General features: G+C 66.9%; 21 protein-coding genes and 1 rRNA gene. 1 reads left to right on the top strand and 21 read right to left on the bottom strand.

Features of this window, described 5'->3' with window-relative positions; all coding sequences use genetic code 11:
- Positions 1 to 10: 10 nt before the first annotated feature.
- The 18 genes from lpxC to coq7 all read right to left on the bottom strand — a co-directional run bounded on the left by lpxC (position 11) and on the right by coq7 (position 20,175).
- Positions 11 to 928 (bottom strand): UDP-3-O-acyl-N-acetylglucosamine deacetylase, encoded by a 918-nt coding sequence (gene lpxC, locus F3J10_RS18050; protein WP_025096851.1) that lies wholly within the window; start codon positions 926 to 928, stop codon positions 11 to 13.
- 251 nt (positions 929 to 1,179) lie between these two features.
- The gene (locus F3J10_RS18045) at positions 1,180 to 1,686 is read right to left on the bottom strand and encodes a peroxiredoxin (protein ID WP_025096852.1); all 507 of its coding nucleotides are present in this window, start codon (positions 1,684 to 1,686) and stop codon (positions 1,180 to 1,182) included.
- Between the two features lie 183 nt (positions 1,687 to 1,869).
- Positions 1,870 to 3,063 (bottom strand): cell division protein FtsZ, encoded by a 1,194-nt coding sequence (gene ftsZ / locus F3J10_RS18040; RefSeq protein WP_013696555.1) that lies wholly within the window; start codon positions 3,061 to 3,063, stop codon positions 1,870 to 1,872.
- A 103-nt stretch (positions 3,064 to 3,166) separates the two neighbouring features.
- Entirely contained in the window at positions 3,167 to 4,399 is a 1,233-nt protein-coding gene (gene ftsA / locus F3J10_RS18035; protein ID WP_013696554.1) for a cell division protein FtsA, read from the bottom strand.
- Between the two features lie 25 nt (positions 4,400 to 4,424).
- Entirely contained in the window at positions 4,425 to 5,177 is a 753-nt protein-coding gene (locus tag F3J10_RS18030; protein WP_025096853.1) for a cell division protein FtsQ/DivIB, read from the bottom strand.
- Between the two features lie 19 nt (positions 5,178 to 5,196).
- Positions 5,197 to 6,138, bottom strand: a complete 942-nt coding sequence (locus tag F3J10_RS18025) for a D-alanine--D-alanine ligase (RefSeq protein ID WP_025096854.1) — start codon at positions 6,136 to 6,138, stop codon at positions 5,197 to 5,199.
- A 1-nt stretch (position 6,139) separates the two neighbouring features.
- Positions 6,140 to 7,537 carry a UDP-N-acetylmuramate--L-alanine ligase gene (gene murC / locus F3J10_RS18020; protein WP_098181330.1) on the bottom strand — a complete coding sequence of 466 codons (1,398 nt, stop codon included), beginning with the start codon at positions 7,535 to 7,537 and terminating at the stop codon, positions 6,140 to 6,142.
- Positions 7,534 to 8,637: an undecaprenyldiphospho-muramoylpentapeptide beta-N-acetylglucosaminyltransferase gene (gene murG, locus F3J10_RS18015; RefSeq protein ID WP_167242651.1), complete on the bottom strand. Its 1,104-nt coding sequence runs from the start codon at positions 8,635 to 8,637 to the stop codon at positions 7,534 to 7,536. Before murG ends, murC begins: the two co-directional genes overlap by 4 nt.
- On the bottom strand, positions 8,634 to 9,920 hold the full coding sequence (gene ftsW / locus F3J10_RS18010; protein ID WP_013696549.1) for a putative lipid II flippase FtsW: 1,287 nt from the start codon (positions 9,918 to 9,920) through the stop codon (positions 8,634 to 8,636). The genes murG and ftsW overlap by 4 nt, the downstream gene beginning before the upstream one ends.
- The gene (gene murD, locus F3J10_RS18005) at positions 9,917 to 11,428 is read right to left on the bottom strand and encodes a UDP-N-acetylmuramoyl-L-alanine--D-glutamate ligase (protein WP_167242654.1); all 1,512 of its coding nucleotides are present in this window, start codon (positions 11,426 to 11,428) and stop codon (positions 9,917 to 9,919) included. Before murD ends, ftsW begins: the two co-directional genes overlap by 4 nt.
- A 25-nt stretch (positions 11,429 to 11,453) precedes the next feature.
- On the bottom strand, positions 11,454 to 12,623 hold the full coding sequence (gene mraY / locus F3J10_RS18000; protein ID WP_013696547.1) for a phospho-N-acetylmuramoyl-pentapeptide-transferase: 1,170 nt from the start codon (positions 12,621 to 12,623) through the stop codon (positions 11,454 to 11,456).
- 15 nt (positions 12,624 to 12,638) lie between these two features.
- Positions 12,639 to 14,045: a UDP-N-acetylmuramoyl-tripeptide--D-alanyl-D-alanine ligase gene (gene murF, locus F3J10_RS17995; RefSeq protein ID WP_167242650.1), complete on the bottom strand. Its 1,407-nt coding sequence runs from the start codon at positions 14,043 to 14,045 to the stop codon at positions 12,639 to 12,641.
- The gene (locus F3J10_RS17990; RefSeq protein ID WP_167242649.1) at positions 14,042 to 15,586 is read right to left on the bottom strand and encodes a UDP-N-acetylmuramoyl-L-alanyl-D-glutamate--2,6-diaminopimelate ligase; all 1,545 of its coding nucleotides are present in this window, start codon (positions 15,584 to 15,586) and stop codon (positions 14,042 to 14,044) included. The genes murF and F3J10_RS17990 overlap by 4 nt, the downstream gene beginning before the upstream one ends.
- Positions 15,583 to 17,451 (bottom strand): penicillin-binding protein 2, encoded by a 1,869-nt coding sequence (locus F3J10_RS17985; RefSeq protein ID WP_025096860.1) that lies wholly within the window; start codon positions 17,449 to 17,451, stop codon positions 15,583 to 15,585. The genes F3J10_RS17990 and F3J10_RS17985 overlap by 4 nt, the downstream gene beginning before the upstream one ends.
- Positions 17,448 to 17,783: a cell division protein FtsL gene (ftsL, locus tag F3J10_RS17980; protein ID WP_025096861.1), complete on the bottom strand. Its 336-nt coding sequence runs from the start codon at positions 17,781 to 17,783 to the stop codon at positions 17,448 to 17,450. The genes F3J10_RS17985 and ftsL overlap by 4 nt, the downstream gene beginning before the upstream one ends.
- Entirely contained in the window at positions 17,780 to 18,721 is a 942-nt protein-coding gene (gene rsmH / locus F3J10_RS17975; RefSeq protein WP_025096862.1) for a 16S rRNA (cytosine(1402)-N(4))-methyltransferase RsmH, read from the bottom strand. The genes ftsL and rsmH overlap by 4 nt, the downstream gene beginning before the upstream one ends.
- Before the next feature lie 23 nt (positions 18,722 to 18,744).
- A complete protein-coding gene (mraZ, locus tag F3J10_RS17970; RefSeq protein WP_013696541.1) occupies positions 18,745 to 19,173 on the bottom strand; it encodes a division/cell wall cluster transcriptional repressor MraZ in 429 nt (142 codons plus the stop codon).
- Between the two features lie 375 nt (positions 19,174 to 19,548).
- On the bottom strand, positions 19,549 to 20,175 hold the full coding sequence (gene coq7, locus F3J10_RS17965; protein WP_025096863.1) for a 2-polyprenyl-3-methyl-6-methoxy-1,4-benzoquinone monooxygenase: 627 nt from the start codon (positions 20,173 to 20,175) through the stop codon (positions 19,549 to 19,551).
- Positions 20,176 to 20,454: 279 nt separating this feature from the next.
- On the opposite strand from coq7, the gene F3J10_RS17960 reads away from it, so the two are divergent.
- Positions 20,455 to 21,633: a porin gene (locus F3J10_RS17960; RefSeq protein WP_025096864.1), complete on the top strand. Its 1,179-nt coding sequence runs from the start codon at positions 20,455 to 20,457 to the stop codon at positions 21,631 to 21,633.
- A 154-nt stretch (positions 21,634 to 21,787) separates the two neighbouring features.
- On the opposite strand, the gene F3J10_RS17955 is transcribed toward F3J10_RS17960, so the two are convergent.
- From F3J10_RS17955 to rrf, 3 genes are all read right to left on the bottom strand, one after another.
- Positions 21,788 to 23,461, bottom strand: coding sequence for a long-chain fatty acid--CoA ligase (locus tag F3J10_RS17955; protein WP_167242648.1), 1,674 nt, complete (start codon positions 23,459 to 23,461; stop codon positions 21,788 to 21,790).
- Positions 23,462 to 23,655: 194 nt separating this feature from the next.
- Positions 23,656 to 25,734 (bottom strand): molybdopterin oxidoreductase family protein, encoded by a 2,079-nt coding sequence (locus F3J10_RS17950; protein ID WP_167242647.1) that lies wholly within the window; start codon positions 25,732 to 25,734, stop codon positions 23,656 to 23,658.
- A 110-nt stretch (positions 25,735 to 25,844) separates the two neighbouring features.
- Positions 25,845 to 25,958 (bottom strand): 5S ribosomal RNA (rrf, locus tag F3J10_RS17945).
- Positions 25,959 to 25,966: the final 8 nt, after the last annotated feature.

Here is a 25,966-nt window from a genome sequence, read left to right as displayed (position 1 = left end):
CCGAAACCGCTCAGGCGAAGGCCGTCTGCGCCTCGAAACCGAAACCGCGCGGCGCGGCCTTCAGGTCATCGAACGTGACGATCTCGTAGGCGTCCTCGTGCGCGAGCAATTCACGCAGCAGTGCGTTGTTCAGCCCGTGGCCCGACTTGTAGGCCGTATACGAGGCCAGCAGCGGATGGCCGATCACGTAGAGATCGCCGATCGCGTCGAGCATCTTGTGCTTCACGAACTCGTCGTCGTAGCGCAGGCCGTCGTTGTTGAGGATGCGGTACTCGTCGAGCACGATCGCGTTGTCCATGCTGCCGCCGCGCGCAAGGCCGAGCTCGCGCAGCATCTCGACCTCGTGCGCGAAGCCGAAGGTGCGGGCCCGCGCGATCTCGCGAACATACGAGGTGGTGCCGAAATCGACCTCGAGCTCCTGGCCGGTCTTGTCGACGGCCGGATGGCGGAAGTCGATGGTGAACTTGAGCTTGAAGCCGAAGTAGGGATCGAGTCGCGCGAACTTGTCGCCGTCGCGGATCTCCACCCGGCGCTTGACCTGGATGAAGCGCTTCGGCGCGTTCTGTTCCTCGATGCCGGCCGACTGGATCAGGAACACGAAGGACGCGGCGCTGCCGTCCATGATCGGGATTTCCTCGGCGGTCACGTCGACGTAGAGATTGTCGATGCCGAGGCCGGCGCAGGCCGACATCAGGTGCTCGATGGTCGAGACGCGCGCGCCGTCCTTCTGCAGCACCGAGGCCAGGCGCGTGTCGCCGATCGCCAGCGGCTTGGCCGGGATCTCGACCGGCGTGGCCAAATCGACGCGCGTGAAAACAATCCCCGTGCCCGCTGCGGCCGGACGGAGCGTCAGTTCGACCTTGCGGCCCGAGTGGACGCCAATGCCGACGGTCTTCACGATCGATTTGATGGTTCGCTGCTTCAACATGGTGTTGTGCTTCTTGATTGAAGTTATCAATCAGGACTTTTATTCGATAGACGAGAGTATAGCGCAAAACGACAGGCCGGGTTGCGCCGAATGTCGTATCAACTGTTTCTGCACGTTACCCCTGCAAGGCACGCACAGGTCAAGAAAGACGGGCCGGCGCCCGGAACGGAGGCGTTCCCGGACGACGGCCCGTGTTGCGGCACCCTTTTATGCGACGCGTTGCCGCGACGCAACGTGCGGCGCGAAGCGCGTCAGCGCTTCACGGCCGCCAGGATGCTTGCCGCGTCGCTGACTTCGAACTTGCCCGGTGCCTCGACGGCCAGCGTCTTGACCACGCCGTCGTCGACCACCATCGCGTAGCGCTGGGAACGAATTCCCATGCCGCGCGCGGACAGATCCTGCGTAAGCCCCAGTGCATGAGTGAAGGCTGCGCTGCCGTCCGCGATCATGCGCACCTTGCCCGCGGTGTGCTGATCCCGTCCCCAAGCGCCCATCACGAATGCGTCGTTGACGGACACGCACCAGATCTCGTCGATGCCGGCCGCGCTAAACGCGTCGAACTGCTCGACATAACCCGGTACATGCTTCGCCGAACAGGTCGGCGTGAACGCGCCCGGCAATCCGAAGATCACCACGCGCTTGCCCGCCGTCTGCTCACGCACGTCGAGCGCATTCGGCCCGAGCGTGCAGCCCTCGCGCGCTTCGTCGACGAATTCGAAGACTTGTGCGTCGGGCAGCGTGTCGCCTGCTTGAATCATGACTGGTCCTTCATTGCGATGCGGTTGCGGGTGACGTAACCGACAGGGACGGCAAGGCCCATTCCGCCTCGCGAATGCGAAGAGGGCAGCTGGCCCGGCCCGGCGTCGACAGCGACGCGGCCTGTTGCGGTTGCGTTCAACCCGTCAGGTCGGCTGGCCGCGCGAGCGGCCGGCCTGCCCCTGTCAGTCGGCCTGCTTGCGCAGGAAGGCCGGGATGTCGTACGTGTCGACGCCCTTTTCCTGCAGCGCCTGCACGTGCGACGCCGCCGTCTCGCGCGAATTGCGCCAGACCGCCGGCGTGTCGAGCGCGCCGTAGTCCGACGTATTCACGTGCGCCGGCGCGTAGCTGTGGCCGACCGCGCCAACCGGCTGGTTGTCGGTGCCAGTGCGCAGCAGCGTCATCGGCGTGGTCTGCTGCTTCTTCGCGGCACGGCCCAGGCCGGTGGCGACCACCGTCACGCGCAGCGCATCGCCCATCGCGTCGTCGTAGACCGCGCCGAAGATCACGGTCGCGTCTTCCGCGGCGTAGCTCTTGATGGTGTTCATCACTTCGCGCGTTTCCGACAGACGCAGCGAACGGCTCGAGGTGATGTTGACCAGCACGCCACGCGCACCCGACAGGTCCACGCCTTCCAGCAGCGGGCTCGCGACCGCCTGCTCGGCGGCCAGGCGCGCGCGATCGACGCCCGCGACCGTCGCGGTGCCCATCATCGCCTTGCCCTGCTCGCCCATCACCGTCTTCACGTCCTCGAAGTCGACGTTGACCAGGCCGTCGACATTGATGATCTCGGCGATGCCGGCCACGGCGTTGTTCAGCACGTCGTCGGCGCACTGGAAGCACTTGTCCATCTCGGCGTCGTCGCCCATCACGTCGAACAGCTTGTCGTTGAGCACCACGATCAGCGAATCGACGTGATCCTCGAGCTGTTGCGCGCCGGCCTCGGCCACGCGCATGCGCTTGCCGCCCTCGAACTCGAACGGCTTGCTGACGACACCCACCGTCAGGATGCCCATTTCCTTGGCGATCTGCGCCACCACGGGCGCGGCGCCCGTGCCGGTGCCGCCGCCCATGCCGGCGGTGATGAACACCATGTGCGCGCCGCGCAGCGAATCGGCGATGCGCTCACGCGCCTCTTCCGCCGCCGCACGACCCATGTCCGGCTTCGCGCCGGCGCCCAGGCCGGTGTTGCCGAGCTGGATCACGTTCGGTGCGCGCGAGCGCGAGAGCGCCTGCGCGTCGGTGTTCATGACGACGAAATCGACGCCCTGGACACCACGGTTGATCATGTGCGCCACGGCGTTGCCGCCCGCGCCACCGACCCCGATCACCTTGATGATGGTGCCGTTGGTCTCGGTTTCCAGCATTTCGAATTCCATTGTTGCCTCCGTCAAGAAAGATAAATCTGCTCGGCCGTTATCCGGCAGGAGATCGGGCAACCTCCTGTCCGCGCGCCGGCCGCCGGCACCGGCGCTAAAACCCTTAGAAATTGCTCAGGAACCAGTCCTTCATGCGCGTGAAGATCTGCCCCGCGGAACCGGATTGCACGGCGACCTTGCGCCCGCGCATCCGCTGCGCGCTGCCCTCCACCAGCAGCCCCATCGCCGTCGAGTAGCGCGGATTGCGCACCACGTCGGCCAGGCCGCCCGCATATTCCGGCGCGCCGATGCGCACCGGTTTGAGGAAGATGTCCTCGCCGAGTTCGACCATGCCCGGCATCATCGCAGCACCGCCGGTCAACACGACACCGGAACTCAGTAACTCTTCGTAACCCGACTCGCGCACCACCTGCTGCACCAGCGAGAACAGCTCCTCGACGCGCGGCTCGATGACGGCCGCCAGCGCCTGGCGCGACAGCGTGCGCGGGCCGCGCTCGCCGAGCCCCGGCACCTCGACCATCTCGTCCGGGTCGGCCAGCGCCTGCTTGGCGATGCCGTGGCTGACCTTGATGTCCTCCGCGTCCGGCGTCGGCGTGCGCAGCGCCATCGCGATGTCGCTGGTGATCTGGTCGCCGGCGATCGGGATCACCGCGGTATGGCGGATCGCGCCTTCGGCGAAGATCGCGATGTCGGTGGTGCCGCCGCCGATGTCGACCAGCACCACGCCGAGATCCTTCTCGTCCTCGGTCAGCACCGCCAGCGACGAGGCCAGCGGCTGCAGGATCAGGTCGTTCACTTCCAGCCCGCAGCGGCGCACGCACTTGACGATGTTCTGCGCGGCGCTGACCGCGCCCGTCACGATGTGCACCTTCACCTCGAGGCGGATCCCGCTCATGCCGATCGGCTCGCGCACGTCCTCCTGGCCGTCGATGATGAATTCCTGGGTCAGGATGTGCAGCACCTGCTGGTCGGTCGGGATGTTGATCGCCTTGGCGGTCTCGATCACGCGCGCCACGTCGGTCTGGGTGACCTCCTTCTCCTTGATCGCCACCATCCCGCTCGAGTTGAAGCTGCGGATGTGGCTGCCGGCGATCCCCGTGAACACGTTCGTGATCTTGCAGTCGGCCATCAGCTCGGCTTCCTCGAGCGCGCGCTGGATCGACTGCACGGTGGCCTCGATGTTCACCACCACGCCTTTCTTGAGACCTTTCGACTCGCTCTGGCCAAGCCCGATCACCTCGTAGTGGCCCTCGCCTTTCAGCTCCGCCACGACGGCCACGACCTTCGACGTGCCAATGTCGAGGGCAACCAGCAGATCCTTGTAGTCTTTGCTCATAAGTGCTCTTGCGTGTGATGTCTTGTTACTTTTTGGCCTTGTCGGCGTCGCTCAGGAAGCGCATGTTCGCCGCCCGGATCGCAAAACCGTTCGGATAACGCAGGTCCGCGTACTCGATGTCCTTGCCCCAGCGTTGCGTCACGGCCGGCCACGCGGCGACCAGCCGTTGCGCGCGATCCGGCAGCGTGTCGCCATTGCGCTCGCGACCGAATTCGATCTCCATGCCGTTGGCCAGCTTCACCGTCCAGGCGTAGCGCGAGGACAGGCTCACCTCCTCGGGCGCCGAGTCGAGCGGCGCGAGCCACTTCGCGAAGTCGCGATAGCGCTGCACCACCTCCCTCGCGCTGCCGTCCGGTCCGTCGAAGGCCGGCAGTTCCTCGTCGAGTTCGCCCTGGTTGGCCGTGAACAGCTCGCCGTCGGTGCTGACCAGCTGGTCGCTGCCCCAGGTACCCAGCGGCTTGTACTCCTCCAGCGTGACAGCCAGCGCGTTCGGCCAGACCCGCCGCACGCTGGCGTGGCGCACCCACGGCATCTGCTCGAACGCGACGCGCGCGGTGTCGAGATCGACCGTGAAGAAATTGCCCTTCAGCCGCCCGACCACGCCGGCGCGCACGGTGGGCGCGTTGATGTGCTCGGTGTCGCCGTCGATCAGGATCGTCCGCAGCGCGAAAGCCGGGCGCTGGATCAGCCAGTAGCAGCCCGCCGCCGTGCAACCGAGCAGCAGCAGCGCGTAGAGCGCGCTGGCCGCGAGGTTGAGTTGGCGAACGTTGTTCCACATGGTTGCGTCCCGTGTCCCGTCAGTCTTCGAGCGTCATGGCCAGCACCTTCACCACCAGCTCCGAGTAGCTGATGCCGACCGCGCGCGCCGCCTTGGGCGGCAGCGAGTGGTCGGTCATGCCCGGCGCGGTGTTCACTTCCAGGAAATACGGGTTGCCCGCGGCGTCGAGCATGAAGTCGGCGCGCCCCCAGTCGGTGCAGCCCAGCACGTCGAAGGCTCGGCGCGCCAGGCGCTTGACTTCGGCTTCGCGGCCGGCCTCGATGCCGCAAGGAATCAGGTATTGCGTGTCGTCGGCGATGTACTTCGCGTGGTAGTCGTAGAACTCGCCGGCCGGCACGATGCGGATCACCGGCAGGTCCAGGTCGCCGGCGATGCAGGCGGTGTACTCGCCACCGCCCTCGATGCTCTTCTCGACCAGCACGATCTTGTCGTGCCGCGCGGCCTCGTCGAGCGCCGCAGGCAGCGCCGCCGCGTCCTTGACCTTGATCACCGCCACGCTCGAGCCCTCGCTGGCCGGCTTCACGAACAGCGGCAGGCCCAGCTTCGCGACGATTTCCGGCGCACGCGCGGCGTAGTCGTCGCCGCGCAGCACCACCTCGAACGGCGGCGTGGGGATGCCGGTCTGCTGCCAGACCAGCTTGGTGCGGAACTTGTCGAGGCCGAGCGCCGAGCCGAGCACGCCGGTGCCGGTGTAGCGGATGCCGTAGAAGTCGAGCGCGCCCTGGATCTGGCCGTTCTCGCCGTAGCCGCCGTGCAGCGCGTTGAAGGCGCGCACGTAGCCTTCGTCCTTGAGCGCGGCCAGCGGCCGCTCGGACGGATCGAACGGATGCGCGTCGATGCCGGCCTCGCGCAGCCCCTGCACGACCAGCGTGCCCGATTTCAGCGATACCTCGCGCTCGGCGGACACGCCGCCCAACAGTACCGCCACCTTGCCGAAACGTTTCGGATCGATCCCGCTCATGTCATCCCTTCTGTTGCTGTTGCTGCGCGATCCGGCCCGGCACCGCGCCGATCGAACCCGCGCCCATCGTGATCACCACATCGCCGGCGCGCACCACCTGGGCGAGCGCGGCCGGGACCTCGTCGACGCCGGCCACGAAGCTCGGATCGACCCGGCCGATCTCGCGCAGCGCGCGCGACAGGGCCTCGCCGCTGGCGGTCGGGATCGCCGCCTCGCCGGCCGCGTAGACCTCGGTCAGCACCAGCGCGTCGACGGTCGACAGCACGTTGACGAAATCCTCGAAGCAGTCGCGCGTGCGCGTATAGCGATGCGGCTGGAACGCCAGCACCAGCCGGCGGCCCGGGAACGCGCCGCGCGCCGCGGCGATGGTGGCCGCCATCTCGACCGGGTGATGGCCGTAGTCGTCGATCAGCGTGTAGCTGCCGCCGTCGGCCGCGGCGAGTTCGCCGTAGCGCTGGAAGCGCCGGCCCACGCCGTTGAAGTCGGCCAGCGCCTGCTGGATCGCCGCGTCCGCCACGCCGAGATCGGTGGCGATCGCGATCGCCGCCAGCGCGTTCTGCACGTTGTGCAGACCCGGCAGGTTCAGCACCACCGGCAGCGGCGCGTGGCCGTCGCGGATCACCGTGAAGTGCATGCGGCCGTCGCGCGCGTCGACCTGCTCGGCCCGCACCTCGGCGTCGGGCGACAGGCCGTAGCGCACCACCGGCTTGGAGATGAAGGGAATGATCTGGCGCACGTTCGGATCGTCGACGCAGACCACCGCGCTGCCGTAGAACGGCAGCCGCTGGGTGAATTCGATGAAGGCCTGCTTCAGGCGCGCGAAATCGTGCCCGTAGGTATCCATGTGGTCTTCATCGATGTTGGTGATCACCTCGATGACGGGATACAGGTTCAGGAACGAGGCATCCGACTCGTCCGCCTCGGCCACGATGAAGTCGCCCGAGCCGAGCCGCGCGTTGGCGCCGGCGCTGATCAGGCGGCCGCCGATCACGAAGGTCGGGTCCAGGCCGCCCGCGGCCAGCACGCTGGCCACCAGGCTGGTGGTGGTGGTCTTGCCGTGGGTGCCGGCGATCGCGATGCCCTGCTTCAGGCGCATCAGCTCGGCCAGCATCACCGCGCGCGGCACGATCGGCACGCGCAGCCGGCGCGCGGCCAGCACCTCGGGATTGTCCGAGCGCACCGCGGTGGACACCACCACGGCGTTCGCCCCCTCGATATTGGCCGCGTCGTGGCCGATCGCCACGCGCGCGCCGAGCGCCTCGAGCCGCTCGGTCACGGCATTGCGCGACAGGTCGGAGCCGCTGACCTGGTAGCCCAGATTGACCAGCACCTCGGCGATGCCGCTCATGCCGGCGCCGCCGATGCCGACGAAATGGATGTGTTTGACGATGTGTTTCATGACTTCGATTCCAGGTTCGCGCCCGCGGCCTGCGCGCACACGCGCGCGACCACATCGGTGGCATCGGGCTTCGCGAACGAGCGCGAACGTTCGGCCATCTGCGCGAGCGAGTCGCGCGTCTGGCCGCGCAGCCAGTCGGCGAGCAGCTCGGCCGACAGGTCGCGTTGTTGTACGAGGACCGCCGCGCCCTGGTCGGCCAGGAAGGCGGCGTTGGTGGTCTGGTGATCGTCGACCGCGTGCGGGAACGGCACGAACAACGCGGCTACGCCCACCGCGGCGATCTCCGAGACCGTCATCGCGCCGGAGCGGCAGATCACCAGGTCGGCGTTCGCATAGGCCGCGGCCATGTCGTCGATGAAGGGCAGCAGCTCGACGTCCTGGCCGGCCGCGAGCCCCGCCGCGTCGTAGTTCGCGCGCAGCGCGTCGATATGCTTGGCGCCGGCCTGGTGCACCACCCGCGGGCGGCTTTCGGGCGAGAGCAGCGCCAGCGCGCGCGGCACGACTTCGTTGAGCGCGGCCGCGCCCAGGCTGCCGCCCACCACCAGCAGGCGCAGCGGGCCGCTGCGCGCGGCGTAGCGCGCGGCCGGCAGCGCGCAATGCGCGAGCTCGTCGCGAATCGGATTGCCGGTCCACTCGGCCTTCGGCAAGGCGCCGGGGAAGGCCACCAGCACGCGCCGGGCCAGCTTGGCCAGCACCTTGTTGGCCAGGCCGCCGACCGAATTCTGCTCGTGCAGCACCAGCGGGCGGCCGGTCAGCGCGGTCATCACGCCGGCCGGGAAGGTGATGTAGCCGCCCATGCCGAGCACCACGTCGGGCTGCACGCGGCGCAATGCGCCGAGGCTCTGCGCGCAGGCGCGCAGCAGGTTGAAGGGCAGCGTCAGCTTGGTCTTCAGGCCCTTGCCGCGCAGCCCGCCGAAACGCACCGGCTCCATCGGAATGCCGTGCTTGGGCACCAGGCTCGCTTCCATGCCGGCCGGATTGCCGAGCCACACCACGCGCCAGCCCTGCGCCTCCATCCGATGGGCGACGGCCAGCCCCGGGAACACGTGGCCCCCGGTGCCGCCTGCCATCACCATCAGCGTGCGCGGTTTGGCGCTCATATCTTGCCTCCGCGCATCAGCACCCGGTTCTCGTAGTCGACGCGCAGCAGCACCGCCAGCGAGATGCAGTTGAGCAGGATGCCCGAGCCGCCGTAGCTGACCAGCGGCAGCGTGAGGCCCTTGGTCGGCAGCAGGCCGAGGTTCACGCCCATGTTGATGAAGGCTTGCGCGCCGAACCAGATGCCGACGCCCTTGGCCATCAGCCCCGCGAAGGTGCGGTCGAGCGCGAGCGCCTGGCGGCCGATCTCGAAGGCCCGGCGCACGATCCAGTAGAACAGCAGGATCACCACCAGCACGCCGACGAAGCCGAGCTCCTCGCCGATCACGGCGAGGATGAAGTCGGTATGCGCCTCGGGCAGGTAGTTGAGCTTCTCGACGCTGCCGCCCAGGCCGACGCCGAACCACTCGCCGCGGCCGAAGGCGATCAGTGAGTGGGTGAGCTGGTAGGCCTTGCCCTGCGCGTAGCGCTCGTCCCAGGGATCGAGATAGGCGAAGATCCGCTCGCGGCGCCAGGGCGAGAGCCAGACCAGCATCGTGAAGGTGCCGACCGCGGTGGCCACCAGGCCGCCGAACAGCTTGCCGTTCACGCCGCCGAGGAACAGCACGCCCATCGCGATCGCGGCCACCACCATGAAGGCGCCCATGTCGGGCTCGAGCAGCAGCAGCATGCCGACCAGGCCGACCGCGGCCGCCATCGGCATGAAGCCCTTGGCGAAGCTCTGCATGTACTCCTGCTTGCGCACCGTGTAGTTGGCCGCGTAGATCGTCACCGCGAGCTTCATGATCTCGGACGGCTGCATGTTGGTGATGCCGAGCGGAATCCAGCGGCGCGCGCCGTTCACGCCCTTGCCGACGTGCGGCACCAGCACGATCGCCAGGGCCACCAACGCCAACAGGAACAGGTGCGGCGCGTACTTGTCCCAGGTCGCGATCGGCACCCGGAACGCGAACACGGCCGCCACGAAGGCGACCGTCAGCGACACGATATGGCGCAGCAGGAAGGCGTAGTCGTGATAGGCGGCGTACTTCGGCGAATCGGGCATCGCGATCGACGCCGAATAGACCATCACCACGCCGAGCCCGAGCAGGGCGATCGCCACCCACATCAGCGAGTAGTCGAAGTCGAGCATGCGCGAGCGCGTCGGGCGCACCCCGCCGAGGCCGGCGGCCAGGCCGCTGGCGGCCGAGGCGGCGCGGCCGGTGGCGGCACGGGCGACGGAGGCGGCACCGCCGGCCTCGCGCTGGCCGATGAAACGGGAGACGAAACGGTCGGACCAGCTCATAGCGTCGTACCTCGATCGAGTGCGATGTCCTCGAGTGCGCTGCGGAACACGGCGGCGCGATGCGCGTAGCCGGTGAACATGTCGAAGCTCGCGCAGGCCGGCGACAGCAGCACCACGTCGCCAGGCTCGGCCATCATGCTGGCGGCCTGCACGGCCGCCTCGAGCGTGGCGTGTTCGACCAGCGGCACGCCGGTCTCGGCGAGCGCCTCGCGAATCAGCCGGGCGTCGCGGCCGATCAGCATCACGGTCCGGCACCAGCGCGCCACGGGCGCCGCGAGCGGCGCGAACGCCTGGCCCTTGCCGTCGCCGCCGGCGATCAGCACGGTGCGTTGCGCCAGGCCGTCGAGCGCGGCGACCGTCGCGCCGACATTGGTGCCCTTGCTGTCGTCGACGTAGTCGACTCCGTCGAGCGAGGCGATCAGCTCGACGCGATGGGCTTCGCCGCGGTATTCGCGCAGGCCGTGCAGCAGGGCGGCGGGCGGCAGCTCGATCGCGCGCGCCAGTGCGAACGCGGCCAGCGCGTTCGCGGCGTTGTGCAGGCCGCGGATGCGCAGCGCGTCGGCCGGCATCAGCCGCTTGGAAACCAGGTTCGGCGCGGCGGCGGCCTCGGCCTTGCGGCGACGCGGCGAGACCGGTTCGTCATTGCCGTCGCGATCGACCGCTTCCACCAGCCAGTTGATGCCGTTGTCGCGCGCGAGGCCGTAATCGCCCTCGCGGCTCGGCTCGTCCAGGCCGAAGGTGACGACGCGCGGCGCGTCGGCGGCGGCGGCCGGCGGCATGAACTTCATGACTTCGGCGTCGCCGCGGTTGAGCACGCGTACCGTGCGCGGCCCGAAGATGCGGCCCTTGGCGGCCGCATAGGCCTCGAAGCCGCCATGCCAGTCGAGGTGATCCTGCGTGATGTTGAGCACGGTGGCCGCGTCGGGCGCGAAGCTTTCCGCGCTGTCCAGCTGGAAGCTCGACAGCTCGAGCACCCACACGTCCGGCAGCGCGGCCGCGTCGATCGCGGCCGAGAGCTTGTCGAGCATGGCCGGGCTGATATTGCCCGCCACCGCCACCGAGCGTCCGGCGCGTTCGCAGAGCAGCCCGGTCAGGCTGGTGGTGGTGGTCTTGCCATTGGTGCCCGTGATCGCCAGCACCTTGGGCGCGTAACCGTTCGCGGCCAGCGCCGCCAGCGCGCGCGCGAAGAATTCGAGTTCGCCCCATACGGGGATGCCGCGTTCGCGCGCGGCCGCCAGCAGCGAGGCCAGCGCGGGCTCCTGCGGCGACAGGCCCGGGCTCAGGGCGACCAGTTCGATGCCACCGTCGAGCAGGGCGGGCGAGAACGAACCGCCGACGAATTCCGCCTCGGCGACGGTCTCGCGCAGCGCGGCAAGATTCGGCGGCGCCTCGCGCGTATCCGCGATCCGCAGCGGACAGGCGTGCCTCGCGCACCAACGCGCGATCGCGAGACCCGATTCACCGAGCCCCAGCACCAGCACCATCGGCCGTTGCCGATCTCCAAACATCTCGCCAGACATCCTTGCTATCCCTTTACCGCAGCTTGAGGGTGGACAAACCGAACAGACAGAGCATCAGGGTGATGATCCAGAAACGCACCACCACCTGCGTTTCCTTCCAGCCGGACAATTCGAAATGGTGATGCAACGGCGCCATCTTGAAGATGCGGCGCCCTTCGCCGTAGCGGCGCTTGGTGTACTTGAACCAGGTGACCTGCAGCATCACGGAGAGCGTTTCGGCGACGAAGATCCCGCCCATGATGAACAGCACGATTTCCTGGCGCACGATCACCGCCACCGTGCCGAGCGCGCCGCCCAGCGCCAGCGCGCCGACGTCGCCCATGAACACCTGCGCGGGGTGCGTGTTGTACCAGAGGAAGGCCAGGCCCGCGCCGCCCATCGCCGAGCAGAAGATCAGCAGCTCGCCGGCGCCGGGGATGTGCGGGAACAGCAGGTATTTCGAGTAGACCGAGCTGCCCATCACGTAGGCGAAGATGCCCAGCGAGGAACCCACCAGCACCACCGGCATGATCACCAGCCCGTCGAGGCCGTCGGTGAGGTTGACGGCATTGCTCGCGCCGACGATCACCAGGTAGGTCAGCGCGATGAAGCCCCACACGCCGAGCGGATAGCTGATCGACTTGAGGAAGGGCAGCATCAGGTCGGCGCGCGCCGGCAGGCCCATCGACAGGCCGCTGCGCACCCAGGCCATGAACAGGTCGAACACGCGCACGTTGCTGGCTTCCGAGACGCTGAAGGCGAGGTAGACCGCCGCGAACAGCCCGATCAGCGATTGCCAGAAATACTTCTCCTTCGACGACATGCCGCGCGGGTCCTTGTGGACCACCTTGCGGTAGTCGTCGACCCAGCCGACCACGCCGAAGCCGAAGGTGACCAGCATCACGATCCAGATGAAACGGTTGGTCAGGTCGCCCCACAGCAGGGTCGCGACCGCGATGCCGATCAGGATCAGCACGCCGCCCATGGTCGGCGTGCCCGATTTCACCAGGTGCGTCTGCGGGCCGTCCTTGCGCACGGCCTGGCCGACCTTCATTTCGGTCAGCTTGCGGATCACCCAGGGGCCACAGACCAGGCCGATGCCCAGCGCGGTGATGGTGGCCATCACCGCACGGAACGTCAGGTATGTGAACAAGCGCAAAAAGCTTGCGTCACCTTGCAGCCATTGCGCCAGCGCCAGCAACATTGCTTACTTTCCTTCTCAGTGTGCGCCGGGCGTCACGCCCGTCGCGGGTTGGTTCGTCAGCGCGTCGACCACGCGCTCCATGCGCGTATAGCGCGAGCCCTTCACCAGCACCGTCGCCGCCGCGCCGAAGCCGGCCGCGTCGAGGGCCGCGAGCAGCGCGCCGACATCGTCGAAATGCCGGGCCGTGTCGCCATAGGCCGCGCAGGCGTCGCGCGTGGCATCGCCCGTCGCATACAGCGCGTCGATGCCGCGTTCGCGCGCGTAGGCGCCGATCTCGCGATGGAAGGCCGGCCCTTCGTCGCCGACCTCGCCCATCTCTCCGATCACCAGCACGCGCGGCGCGGCCTGCTGGGCCAGCACGTCGATCGCGGCCCGCATCGAATCGGGGTTCGCGTTGTAGGTGTCGTCGATCAGCATCGCGCCCGCCAGCGAGCCGACGGCCGCGCGCTTGACCTGCAGGCGCCCCTTCACCGGCTCGAAGGCTTCCAGGCCGGTGCGGATCGCCTCGAGCGCGATGCCGGAGGCGAGCGCCGCGGCCGTGGCCGCCAGCGCGTTGCGGGCGTTGTGCGCGCCGAGCGCCTGCAGGCGCACCTCGACGCGCCCGGCCGGCGTCTCGATCGCCAGCACGCCGCCCGACATGGTTCCGGTCACGGCGGCAGCCGTGCTTCGGTCCGCGTCGTTCAGCGCGAAATCGAGAATCGCGTTGCCGGTCGCCGCGACGCGCCAGATGCCCGCGTACTTGTCGTCGGCCGGAAACACCGCGACGCCGTCCGGCGCCAGCGCGTGGATCACCGACGCGTGTTCCAGCGCGACCGCCTCGACGGTCGCCATGAATTCCTGGTGCTCGCGCTGCGCGTTGTTCACCAAGGCGACCGTCGGCGCGGCGATCTTCGCCAGCGTCTGCGTCTCGCCGGGATGGTTCATCCCCAGCTCGATCACGGCGAGCCGGTGCGCGGCGCTCAGGCGCAACAGCGTCAGCGGCAGGCCGATGTCGTTGTTGAAGTTGCCGGCCGTCGACAGGCGCGCGTCGATGCCGACCGCGGCCGCGAAGATCGAGGCGATCATCTCCTTGACCGTGGTCTTGCCGTTGCTGCCGGTCACCGCCACCAGCGGGATCGCGAAACGCTGGCGCCAGCCGTGCGCCAGCGCGCCCAGCGCCAGGCGCGTATCGGCCACCTGCAGTTGCGGCAGCGAGGCCGGCGCGTCTTCGCGCGACACCAGCGCCGCGTTCGCGCCGCGCGCGGCCACGTCGGCCAGGAAGTCGTGCGCGTCGAAACGCTCGCCCTTGAGCGCGACGAACAGGTCGCCCTCGCCCACGCTGCGGCTGTCGGTGGACACGCGCGAGAACGAGACGTTCCCGTCGCCCGTCACGATGGCGCCCGGAATCAGCGCGGCGGCCTGCTGGAGCGTCAGCATCGTCATTCGCCGCCTCCGTGTGCCTGCGTCGCGCGCGCGGCCAATGCCAGCCGCGCGTGATCCTGATCCGAGAACTCCCGCTTCTTGCCCATGATTTCCTGTGTTGCCTCGTGTCCCTTGCCGGCCAGCAGCACCACGTCCTCGCGCGCGGCGCCTCGCACCGCCTGCAGGATCGCGCTGGCGCGGTCCTCGATGCGCAGCGCGGCGGCAGGCGTCTTCATGCCGGCCACGATCTGCTCGAGGATCGCCAGCGGCGGCTCGCTGCGCGGGTTGTCGCTGGTCACCACCACGCGATCGGCGAGCCGCTCGGCGATGCCGCCCATCAGCGGACGCTTGGTCGCGTCGCGATCGCCGCCGCAGCCGAACATGCAGACCAGCGCGCCGCCGCGTGCCTCGGCGATCGGCCGCAAGGCCTCCAGCGTCTTCTCCAGCGCATCCGGCGTGTGGGCGTAATCGACCACCACCAGCGGTTCGTCGTTGGCGACCCGGCCGCCGAGCCGCTGCATGCGGCCATTGACCGACTCGAGCCTGCGCAGTTCGGCCAGCGCGGCCTCGAACGGCACGTCGGCGACCAGCAGCGTGCCGAGCACGGCCAGCAGGTTGCTGACATTGAACAGGCCGAGCGTGCCGACCTCGACCTCGGCCGAACCCCATGAGGATTCGAGCCGGAACGCCGTGCCCGTCGCGGTCGCGCGCACCTCGTGCGCGATCAGTTGGCGATCGGCCTCGGGCGCATCGGCGCGCTCGTCGATGCCGTAGGCAACGGTGCGCACGCGTCCCGCCAGCGTGGCGAGCAGGCGCGCGCCCGCCGCGTCGTCGCGGTTGACCACGGCATGACGCAGCCCGCGCCAGGCGAACAGCTTCGCCTTGGCGGCCTCGTAGGCCTCGAAGGTCCGGTGGTAGTCGAGATGATCCTGGGTCAGGTTGGTGAACACGGCGACGTCGAACGCGGTGCCGTTGACGCGGCCCTGCTGCAGCGCGTGCGAGGACACCTCCATGGCCACCGCCTTGGCGCCCTCGTCGCGCAGTTGCGCGAGGCTGCGCTGCAATTGCGGCGCATCGGGCGTGGTGAAGCCGGTCGCGACCAGGCGTCCCGGCATGCCGCTGCCGAGCGTGCCGATCACCGCGCAGGGGGTGCGCAGCGCGCTCAGCGCGGTGGCAATCCATTGCGTGCAGGAGGTCTTGCCGTTGGTGCCGGTCACGCCGACCGCGAACATCGCGTCGCTCGGGTCGCCGTACCAGCCGCTGGCGATCTCGCCGGCCAACGCGCCGAGATCCGGCACCGCGTGCGTGACGGCGGGGTCGAGAGCCTCGATCGCGAAACCGTCGGGCTGCACCAGCACGGCCGCCGCGCCGCGCGCCAGCGCACCGGCGATATGCAAGCGGTTGTCAACACCGTCCACGGCATAGGCCAGGAACACGTCGCCCGCCTGCACGGCGCGCGAATCGGAATACAGGTTCGCGCCGGGCTGCGCATGCGCGCGCAGCCACGCGAGCGCGGCTGCGATGGTGGAGTGCGCCGGATGGGAACTGCGGACGGCGCTCATCGAACGACTCCTGGGCGATTGTGTGCCGAACTCGACACGCTGAGATGGCTCGCGGGCAGCGCGGCCAGCTTCTGCGCACCGCCGGCTTTCGGTGCGCCGGGTGCCGGCGCCGTGTCGTCGGACACCACCAGCTGCTTGACCGGCATGTTGGGCGGCACGTTCAGCGCGCGCAGCGTATCGCCGACGATCGCCGAGAACACGGGCCCCGAAACCTGGCCGCCGAAGTGGCTGCCCGCGGTCGGTTCGTCGACCGACACGGCGACCACGATGCGCGGATTCGGCATCGGCGCCATGCCGACGAAGGAGGCGCGGTACTTCTTGTGGTCGTAGCCGCGGCCGACCTGCTTGTAGGCCGTGCCGCTCTTGCCGCCGACGCGATAGCCCGGCACCGCCGCGTCGGGCGAGGTGCCGTTCTTGGTGACCACGCTCTCCAGCATCTCGCGCACTTCGCGCGCGGTGGTCGGCGAGAACACCTGCGGGCCTTGCGGCGGCTGGGTCTCGCTGGCCTTGAAGATCGACAGCGGCATCAGTTCGCCGTCGTGCGCGATCGCCGTGTAGGCATGCGCGAGCTGGAACAACGAGACCGACAGGCCATAACCGTAGGACATGGTGGCCTGCTCGATGCGGCGCCAGCTCTTCCAGGGCCGCAGGCGGCCTGCCGCCGCGCCGGGAAAACCGACCTTCGGCGCCTGGCCGAGACCGATGCTGGTATACATATTCCACATTTCCTCGGGCCGCATCGTCATGGCGATCTTGGTCGCGCCGATGTTGCTCGATTTCTGGATCACGCCGCCCACCGTCAGCACGCCGAAACCGGCATCGTCCGAGATCGGCGCGCCGTCCAGCACGAAATGGCCGTTGCCGGTGTCGACCAGCGTGGTCGGCGAGACCCGATGCAGGTCCAGCGCGAGCGACACCGTGAACGGCTTCATGATCGAGCCGGGCTCGAACACGTCGGTCAGCACGCGGTTGCGCAGCTGCTCGCCGGTCAGGTGGGAACGGTCGTTCGGGTTGTAGGTCGGGTAGTTGACCAGCGACAGCACCTCGCCGGTGCGCACGTCGACCACGATCGCCGCGCCGGCCTTGGCGTGGAACTTGTCGACGGCGGCCTTCAGGTTCGCGTAGGTGATGTACTGGATCTTGCTGTCGATCGAGAGGTCGACGTCGGTGCCGTTGTGCGGCGGCATCTGCTCGTCGACATCCTCGACGATATGCCCGACGCGATCCTTGATCACGTGGCGGCTGCCCGGGATGCCGGCCAGCATCTTCTGGTCGGCCAGCTCGACGCCTTCCTGCCCCTCGTCCTCGACGTTGGTGAAGCCGATCAGGTGGGCCGTGATCTCCCCTTCCGGGTAGAAACGCTTGTATTCGTTGCGGGCGTAGATGCCGGGGATATCGAGCGCGGCGACCTTGTCGGCCACCTCGATCGGCACCTGCCGCTTCACGTAGACGAAGCTCTTGTCCTCGGACAGCTTGCGGCGCAGCTCGGTCGAGCTCATGTCGAGCAACTGGCCGAGCTGGGTGAGCTTGTCGGCGCCGAGATCGTCCGGCACTGATTCGGGAATCGCCCAGATGGCGCGCACCGGCAGGCTGGTGGCCAGCACCAGTCCGTTGCGGTCGAGGATCTTGCCGCGCGTGGCCGGCAATTCGAGCGTGCGCTGATAACGGCTCTCGCCCTGCTTCTGGTAGAAGGCGTTGCCGGGCCCCTGGATCCAGAAGGCGCGCGCGGCCAGGGCCACGAAGGCCATGAACAGCATGAAGACCACCAGCTTCGAGCGCCACATCGGCAGGTGCACCGACAGCACCGGGCTCGACGCGAACTTGACGCTCGATTTCGCGCTCGACTTCGACTGGCGCTGTTTCATCGTCCGCTCCCCGGGCCGCCGGCCGCGGCCGAACTCGGCAGCGGCGCGTCGACGGCCTTCGCGGCGCCGTTGGGCAGCGTCAGGTACTGGGTGCGGCCGGTCACGATCGGCTGCATCTTGAGCGAATCGTTGGCGAGCTGCTCGATACGCGACGTCTTGGACAACGCGCTCTGCTGATACTGCAGCTGCGCGTAGTCCTGCTGGAGCTGGTGCTCCTGCGATTGCGCGCGCTGCAGCTGGAAGAAGATCTGGCGCTGCTGGTTGGTCGAGTTGACCACCGACAAGGCGCAGCCCATCACGATGATCAGCAGGAAGATGTTGAGGCGGTTCATGGCGCGACGCGCTCCGCGATGCGCATCACGGCGGACCGGGCACGCGGATTGGCGGCGACTTCGGCCTCGCCCGGGAACTTGCGCCCGAGCAGCTTCAGGGGCGGCGAAGGGAGGTCGACGGCACGGATCGGCAGGCGGCGGTCGACCGCCGGCGCACTCGCGTGCGCCTGCATGAAACGTTTGACGATCCGATCCTCGAGCGAATGAAAGCTGATCACGACCAGCCGCCCCCCTTGCTCCAACGACGACAACGCGGACTCTAGAACGACCTGCAGGTCCGCAAGCTCTTGATTGACGTGAATCCGTATAGCCTGAAAGGTGCGGGTTGCCGGATCCTTGCCTTTCTCACGTGTCTTGACGGCGTGACCCACGATTTGGGCAAGCTCGCCCGTGCTGTCGAGGGGCCCGAGACGATCGGATTCTGCCCGGCGAGCAACAAGCGCCTTTGCAATCTGAAAAGCAAACCGTTCTTCCCCATAATCTCGTATCACCTCCGTCAGTTCCTGCAGCGACGCGCGGGCCAGCCAGTCGGCCGCCGATTCGCCACGTGTCGTGTCCATCCGCATGTCGAGCGGGCCGTTCGCGCGAAAACTGAAACCGCGCTCGGGATCGTCGATCTGCGGCGAGGACACGCCCAGATCCAGCAGCACGCCCGTCACGCGACCCACGCCGCGTTCGGCGAGCGCGCCGCCGAGCGACGCAAAACTGTCATGCACGATCGAGAAGCGCGTATCGCCGATCCGGCCGGCCGTCTCGATCGCCAGCGGATCCTTGTCGAAGGCGATCAGCCGGCCGCCTTCCGCCAGCCGGTCGAGCACCAGGCGACTATGGCCGCCGCGACCGAAGGTGCCGTCGACATAGATGCCGTCGGGCCGCGTCACGAGCGCGTCCACCGCCTCGTCGAGCAGCACCGTGCGGTGCTGGAATTCGTTTCCCATCGCGGGCGTCTCCGTCACCGCAATCAGAACGTGAAGTTCTTCAGCGCATCGGGCATGCCCTGCGCCATCGCCGCCTGCTCCTTCGCGGTGTAGGTCTGCGAATCCCACAGCTCGAAGTGACTACCCATTCCCAACAACATGACTTCCTTTTCCAGCCCGGCTGCCATGCGCAGCTCGGGCGATACGAGAATCCGGCCCGCGCTGTCGAGATCGACATCCGACGCGTTGCCGAGAAAAATGCGGCGCCACCAGTGCGCGTCCATCGGCAGCGCGGCGATCTTGGCGCGGAATACTTCCCATTCGGGGCGCGGAAACAGCAACAGGCAGCCGTCCGGGTGCTTGGTCACAGTCACCCGTCCTTCTGCCTGTCCTTGCAGCGCTTCGCGATAGCGAGACGGCACCGACATCCGTCCTTTCGCATCGAGCGTCAGCGCCGACGCCCCTTGGAACACTTTCCGCTCTCCCGATCGGGGTGCCTCGGCACCCGCCCAATTGGCTCAGAATCTACCCGGAACCGCTCTCTGGATCACACAAAAATACACTTTCTCACACTGTCTCCCACTTTAGAGGAAGGGTCAGGGACGGTCAAGGGAGGCCAACGATTTTTTGACGAATTTTGTTAGTTAGAACAAGGACTTACGTGCAAGTCCTCAAGCCGACCCTCAAACCAAAACTCGTTATAAATTAATGAGCTAGTGCAACTTGTGAATGTGATACGTGAAAAGTCGCGCGCAAGGCGGTGTGAGGGCGGGGTTCGGCGGGCGGGAAAGTCCGGATTCTCGGGGTGGGACGGTGGACGCGGCAACCGCCGCGCCCCACCGCGGATGCTACAGATAGTAGGCAGTCCTCGTCATGACTTTCGAGGCGGCCTGCATCAGCCAGCGAGCCGGCATCGGCAGCTCGGCGCCGCCCGCGTCGGCGGCGGTGCGGCCGTGTTTGGCCTCGTCGTCACGCATCTGCTCGACGATCGCGCGCGAGGCGGCATCGCCGCTCGGCAGCTCGGACAGATGACTGTCCAGGTGCCGCTCGACCTGGCGCTCCGTCTCGGCCATGAAGCCCAGGCTTGCCCTGTCGCCGAGCCGCCCGGCCACCAGGCCGATCGCGAGCGCCCCGCCGTACCAGAGCGGGTTGAGCAGGCTCGGCCGCGAGTCCAGCGAGCGCAGCCGCTGCATGGTCCAAGCGAGGTGATCCTCCTCCTCGCGCGCCGATTCCTCGAACAGCGCCTTCAGCGACGGCGACGAGGTCGACAGCTTCTGCGCCTGGTACAGCGCCTGCGCGCAGACCTCGCCGACATGGTTGACGCGCATCAGCCCGGCCGCGTGCTTGCGCGCCTCGGCATCCAGTTCCGGCGACGTGTCGTCGGCCGGCACGGGCAAGGGACGCGTCATGCGACTCACGCCCGCGATCGCTCGCAGGCCCCGGTCGAATTCATTGATCAGTTCATCGAACAGCATTCGCTACCTCCGGTCAGCCGCCCCGCGGCAGGCGTTTCGTCAGTTGTTTGTTGCAATAACTGAACCGATTCTGCCGCGAACATTGCGGTAAACCCCCGATTTTAACCATTGTTGCCAAAAGGAAACATGAGTCGGCTCACGCCGGGCTTTTGCTTTTTCGTGAAAAAGCCTTGCGCTACAGTACGACCGGCTACTCAGAAGTACGGCGGGGCACCCGATCAATGAAAACCATACGCCCCGCCAGATAAAAATCATTCTGTAATCCTTGGAGATCGTTGAATGAAAAAGTCGCTTCTCGCGCTCGTCGCGCTGAGTGCGTTTGCTGGCGCGGCCCACGCGCAGAGCAGCGTCACGCTGTACGGCATCATCGATGCCGGCATTCTCTTCAACAACAATGCGAATGGCGCCCGACAGTGGCAACAGTCGAGCGGCGTGCTGCAGGGCAGCCGCTGGGGCCTGAAAGGCGCCGAGGATCTCGGCGGCGGGCTCAAGGCCATCTTCGTGCTCGAAAACGGCTTCAGCATCTCGAATGGCTCGCTCGGCCAGGGTGGCGCGATGTTCGGCCGGCAAGCCTACGTCGGCCTGTCGAGCGATTCGCTGGGCAAGGTCACGCTGGGTCGCCAATACGACTCGGTGGTCGACTACACCGGCGCACTCGCCACCGGCAGCCAGTGGGCGGGCTATATCGGCGCGCACCCGGGCGACCTCGACAACATGAACAACGCCAACCGCGTCAACAACGCGGTCAAGTACACCAGCCCGGTGTATGGCGGCTTCCAGTTCGGCGGCTTGTACAGCCTGGGCGGCGTGGCCGGCCAGCCGGGCCGCAACCAGATCTTCTCGGTCGGTGCCGGCTACAACAACGGCCCGCTCGCCCTGGGCGTCGGTTACGTGAACGCGCGCAACCCGAACTACTCGTTCTTCGGCAACAACCCGAACGCGAACACGGCCACCTCGACCTCGGGCCTGAACATGACGAGCCCGGTCTACCGCGGCTACGCCTCGGCCAACACGCTCGAGATCGTCGGCGCGGCCGGCGCCTACTCGATCGGCGCGGCCACGCTCGGCTTCACCTACAGCTACACGCGTTTCGACGCGGTCGGCTCGACCGGCGGCACGGGCCTGAACCCGCTGAACCTGCGCGGCGACGCCGTGTTCAACAACGTCGAAGCGAACTTCAAGTACCAGCTGACCCCGGCGCTGCTGGCCGGTATCGCCTACGACTACACGCGCGGCTCGAAGGTCAACGGCCAGTCGGCGGCGCAGTATCACCAGGTGAACCTGGGCGTCGACTACTTCCTGTCCAAGCGCACCGATCTGTATGCGATCGGCGTCTATCAACACGCGCTCGGCTACGATTCGACCGGCAACCGCGCGGTCGCGTCGATCAACAACATCACGGCCTCGGCCACGCCGAACCAGGTGGCCGCCCAGGTCGGCATCCGTCACAAGTTCTGACGAACAAGCGTGGAATAACGATACGTAGCAGCCTCGAAGGCGCCCCGCGGGGCGCCTTTTTTCTTGGCCACTTTCGGCGCGCACGAGCGACTGCCCTCCAAACGAAAACGGGCGCCGCTCATGCGACGCCCGTCGAGGTGGAAGCCCGCCCGGATCAGACCTTGCCGTCGCGCAGTTCGCGGCGCAGGATCTTGCCGACGTTGGTCTTCGGCAGTTCAGTGCGGAATTCGATGAAGCGCGGCCGCTTGTAGCCCGTCAATCGTTCCTTGCAGTAGGCAATGATGTCCTGGTCGGTCAGTGCCGGATCCTTCTTCACCACGAACAGCTTCACGGCCTCGCCAGAATGCTCGTCGGGCACGCCCACCGCGGCGACCTCGAACACGCCCGGATGCGAGGCCACCACGTCCTCCACCTCGTTCGGATAGACGTTGAAGCCCGAGACCAGGATCATGTCCTTCTTGCGATCGACGATCTTCACGTAGCCGCACTCGTCCATCACGCCGATATCGCCGGACTTGAAGAAGCCGTCGGCCATCATGACCTTGGCGGTTTCGTCGGGGCGATTCCAGTAACCCGCCATCACCTGCGGGCCGCGGATGCAGATCTCGCCGGGCTGGCCGAGCGGGACTTCCTTGCCGTCGTCGTCGCGAATCGAAATTTCGGTCGACGACACCGGCAGGCCGATGGTGCCGGTGTACTCGGTCGCGGTCACCGGATTGCAGCTGACCACGGGAGAGGTTTCGGACAGGCCGTAACCCTCGACGATCGGCGTGCCGGTCTTCTCGTACCAGCGCTTCGCGACGCTTTCCTGGATCGCCATGCCGCCGCCATTCGCGACCGCCAGTTTCGAGAAGTCGAGCTGGTCGAAATCGGGATGATTCAGCATCGCGTTGTAGAGCGTGTTGACGGCCGGGAAGGTCGACACCGAGTAGCGCTTGAGCTCCTTGAACATGCCGCCGATGTCGCGCGGATTCGGGATCAGCAGCGCGGTACCGCCGGTGCGCATGGTCAGGAAGCCGCAGACGGTCAGCGCGAACACGTGATAGAGCGGCAACGCGGCGACCGTGATGTACTGCGACAGGCCCGGCACCTTGGTATAGGCCGGCGCATGCCACTCCTCCGACTGCAGCACGTTGGCGACGATGTTCCGCTGCAACAGCGTCGCGCCCTTCGCGACCCCGGTCGTGCCGCCCGTGTACTGGAGGAAGGCGACGTCGTCCGGGCCGAGCTTCGGCGCCGTGAATGTCTGGCGCGCGCCCTCGGCCAGCGCGGCATTGAAGCGCGTGAAGGACTTCAGTTGCCAGGCCGGCACCATCTTCTTCACCTTGCGCACGACGTAGTTGACGATCAAGCCCTTGAAGCCGAGCAGATCGCCCATCGCCGCCACGACGACATGCTTGACCGCCGTCTTGTCGATCACCGCCTGGAGGGTGGCCGCGAAGTTCTCGAGGATCACGATCGCTTCAGCGCCGCTGTCCGTCAGCTGATGCTCGAGCTCGCGCGGCGTGTAGAGGGGATTGACGTTGACCACCGTATAACCGGCGCGCAGCACGGCAGCAATCGCGACGGGATACTGAAGCACGTTCGGCATCATGATCGCGATGCGCGCGCCGCGCGCGAGGCCGCGCGACTGGAACCAGGCGCCGAGCTTGCGCGACATCGCATCGAGCTCGCCATAGCTCAACGACTTGCCCATGCAGATGAAAGCGGCCCGGTCGCGATACGAGCGGAAGCTCTCATCGAGCAGGTCGGGTACGGTCGGATAACGCGATGGATCGATTTCGGCCGGAACGCCGGGTGGGTACGATTTCAGCCAAATCTTGTCCATGCAACACGTCTCCTCACTGATTTTCGAATGGTCGTGCTAAAAACGCATCCTAGCCGCTCGGCTGCTTCGAAACAACCGGGTTAGACACTCCTTTCCAACTTCCGCGACGGGCTTGGCTCGTGTTCGACCCCGTTCACCGCGCTTTCGCCACGATTCCGACGCAGATCGAACGCGCGCCCTGCGCTTGCTCACCATCAAGCGCGCGCGACCTCGACCAGGCAGTCGTAGAAAGTCGCGGCGTTGCCGAGGTCGGTCAGCGCCTGGCTCGTCACCTGGTTGGCGTTGCAGCCGTCCGGCGCGAATTTCTTCCACCAGATCGACAGGCCAACCACGAGGCCACGGCGCGCCCGCTCGGTAACCACCGCGCGAGCCTGCATGGAACCGCGGTCGTTGAACACGCGCACCCTATCGCCCTCGACAATGTCTCGCGCAGCAGCATCGTCGGGATGCAGTTCGAGATGGGGTTCGCGCTCCGTCGCGCGAAGGCTCTCGATGTTGACGAAGGTGCTGTTCAGGAAATGGCGCGCCGGCGGCGAGATCATCGCGAGCGGATAACGTGCTGCCAACTCCGGGGCGCCATCCGGCGATTCGTGCGGCGGCAGGTAGTCAGGCACCGGATCGAGGCCCATTTGCGCGAGCCGCTCGCTGTAGAACTCGCATTTCCCGGAAGGCGTGCGAAATCCACCGTTTGCAAACGGCGCATCAGCCAGCTTCAGCTTTTGCCATCCGTTCTCTTTCAGCGCATCCCAATCGCAATCGAGTGCCGGATCATCCCAGCGCAAGGACACACGCGCAAGCGTTTCGTCGTCTTCATATAGGGCGGGCTCGGTCAGCTCCATCGCACGGGCGAAGCCGCGAAAGATCTCGGTATTCGGCCTCGATTCGCCGATCGGCGCGATCGCCGGCAGGTTGGCCATGACATAGGTGTGGCCGTAGGATTTATGGACGTCGAGGTGCTCGAGTTGCATCGTGGCCGGCAGCACGAGGTCGGCATAATCGGCGGTGTCGGTCTGGAAATGCTCCAGAACCACGGTGAACAGGTCCTCGCGGGCAAAGCCACGCGCCACCTTCACCGAATCCGGAGCCACCGCTACTGGATTCGAGTTGTAGACGATCAGCGCTTCGATTTTCGGGCCGAAGCCGGCATCGCCAGGATGTAGCAAGGCGTCGCCAATGGCGTTCATATTGATCGATCTCGGCAGCTTGTTCGGCCAACCCGGCAGCAGATCGGGACGGCCTAGCGCCGCTGAATTCACCGGCGCCCATTCCGACGCCGACATCAGCAAGCCGCCCGCGCGATCGCGCCAGGCACCGGTCAGCGCCGGCAAGCTCGCGATGGCCCGCGTGGCATTGCCGCCGCCTCGAGTTCGCTGCATCCCGTAGTTGAGGCGAATCGCCGATTTCCGGGTTTGACCGTAGATGAGAGCAAGATCGATGATTTCCGCTTCGGATACGCCACAGATTTCGGCCACGCGCGTAGGCGGATAGGACAAAGCCCGCGCCTTCAGTTCTTCGAAACCGTGCGTGTGGTCGCGCAGATAGGCGTGGTCGAGCTGGTCTTCCGTGATCAGTACATGCATCATGCCGAGCGCGAAGGCAGCGTCGGTTCCCGGCCGAATCGCGATATGTTGATGACATTTGTCCGCGGTTAGCGAGCAATAAGGATCGATGGCGATCAGTCGAGCGCCGCGCCGTTTTGCTTCCTGCGCTCGCGTCCAGAAGTGCAGGCTCGAGGCGACGGGATTCGCGCCCCAGATCAGGATGAGTTCACTTTCCTCGAAGAAGTCGACATGCATGCCCACGCTTGCGCCGTAGGTGTAGCGCAATCCGGCCGACCCCGCCGACGAACAGATCGTGCGCTCGAGACGCGAGGCACCAAGCACATTCATGAAGCGCTGGGCGAGGCTTTCGCCCTGGATCAAGCCCATGGTGCCCGCGTAGCTGTAAGGGACGATCGCCTCCGGCGCGCGCCGCGCGATTTCACCGAGTCGCTCGGCTACGATTCGATTCGCCTGGTCCCAGCCGATCGCTTCGAAGCGCCCTTCGCCCTTCGGCCCGATTCGCTTCAGAGGCGTATTCAGGCGCTCGCGATGATAGATTCGATCCGCGTAGCGACTGACCTTGGTGCAGAGCACACCTTGTGTCGGTGGATGATCGGGGTCGCCATTGACCTTGCTGACACGGCCCTCGCCGTCGATCGAAACGCGAAGCGCGCATGTGTCAGGGCAATCGTGCGGGCAGACGGCACGGGCGAATTCAACGGGGGCGTGCATGGAGCGCTCGACATTCGGACGAATGTGGCGATTCTACGCTGCGCTACTATCCAGCTGCTGGAAAGACAAAACCCCCGCTGCCTAGGGCAACGGGGGTTGTCATGAGGGAAGCCTGACGATTACCTACTTTCACACGGGCAATCCGCACTATCATCGGCGTGGAGTCGTTTCACGGTCCTGTTCGGGATGGGAAGGGGTGGTACCGACTCGCTATGGTCATCAGGCTAAAGGG

It is taken from the genome of Burkholderia sp. Cy-637 (assembly GCF_011753175.1).
Classification (GTDB): Bacteria; Pseudomonadota; Gammaproteobacteria; order Burkholderiales; family Burkholderiaceae; genus Burkholderia; species Burkholderia gladioli.
This window is presented reverse-complemented; position numbering and strand designations above follow the sequence as displayed.

Coding starts and splice junctions, on each gene's coding strand:
- lpxC (WP_025096851.1), bottom strand. CDS start 928: ATGTTGAAGCAGCGAACCATCAAATCGATCGTGAAGACCGTCGGCATT.
- F3J10_RS18045 (WP_025096852.1), bottom strand. CDS start 1,686: ATGATTCAAGCAGGCGACACGCTGCCCGACGCACAAGTCTTCGAATTC.
- ftsZ (WP_013696555.1), bottom strand. CDS start 3,063: ATGGAATTCGAAATGCTGGAAACCGAGACCAACGGCACCATCATCAAG.
- ftsA (WP_013696554.1), bottom strand. CDS start 4,399: ATGAGCAAAGACTACAAGGATCTGCTGGTTGCCCTCGACATTGGCACG.
- F3J10_RS18030 (WP_025096853.1), bottom strand. CDS start 5,177: ATGTGGAACAACGTTCGCCAACTCAACCTCGCGGCCAGCGCGCTCTAC.
- F3J10_RS18025 (WP_025096854.1), bottom strand. CDS start 6,138: ATGAGCGGGATCGATCCGAAACGTTTCGGCAAGGTGGCGGTACTGTTG.
- murC (WP_098181330.1), bottom strand. CDS start 7,537: ATGAAACACATCGTCAAACACATCCATTTCGTCGGCATCGGCGGCGCC.
- murG (WP_167242651.1), bottom strand. CDS start 8,637: ATGAGCGCCAAACCGCGCACGCTGATGGTGATGGCAGGCGGCACCGGG.
- ftsW (WP_013696549.1), bottom strand. CDS start 9,920: ATGAGCTGGTCCGACCGTTTCGTCTCCCGTTTCATCGGCCAGCGCGAG.
- murD (WP_167242654.1), bottom strand. CDS start 11,428: ATGTTTGGAGATCGGCAACGGCCGATGGTGCTGGTGCTGGGGCTCGGT.
- mraY (WP_013696547.1), bottom strand. CDS start 12,623: ATGTTGCTGGCGCTGGCGCAATGGCTGCAAGGTGACGCAAGCTTTTTG.
- murF (WP_167242650.1), bottom strand. CDS start 14,045: ATGACGATGCTGACGCTCCAGCAGGCCGCCGCGCTGATTCCGGGCGCC.
- F3J10_RS17990 (WP_167242649.1), bottom strand. CDS start 15,586: ATGAGCGCCGTCCGCAGTTCCCATCCGGCGCACTCCACCATCGCAGCC.
- F3J10_RS17985 (WP_025096860.1), bottom strand. CDS start 17,451: ATGAAACAGCGCCAGTCGAAGTCGAGCGCGAAATCGAGCGTCAAGTTC.
- ftsL (WP_025096861.1), bottom strand. CDS start 17,783: ATGAACCGCCTCAACATCTTCCTGCTGATCATCGTGATGGGCTGCGCC.
- rsmH (WP_025096862.1), bottom strand. CDS start 18,721: ATGGGAAACGAATTCCAGCACCGCACGGTGCTGCTCGACGAGGCGGTG.
- coq7 (WP_025096863.1), bottom strand. CDS start 20,175: ATGCTGTTCGATGAACTGATCAATGAATTCGACCGGGGCCTGCGAGCG.
- F3J10_RS17960 (WP_025096864.1), top strand. CDS start 20,455: ATGAAAAAGTCGCTTCTCGCGCTCGTCGCGCTGAGTGCGTTTGCTGGC.
- F3J10_RS17955 (WP_167242648.1), bottom strand. CDS start 23,461: ATGGACAAGATTTGGCTGAAATCGTACCCACCCGGCGTTCCGGCCGAA.
- F3J10_RS17950 (WP_167242647.1), bottom strand. CDS start 25,734: ATGCACGCCCCCGTTGAATTCGCCCGTGCCGTCTGCCCGCACGATTGC.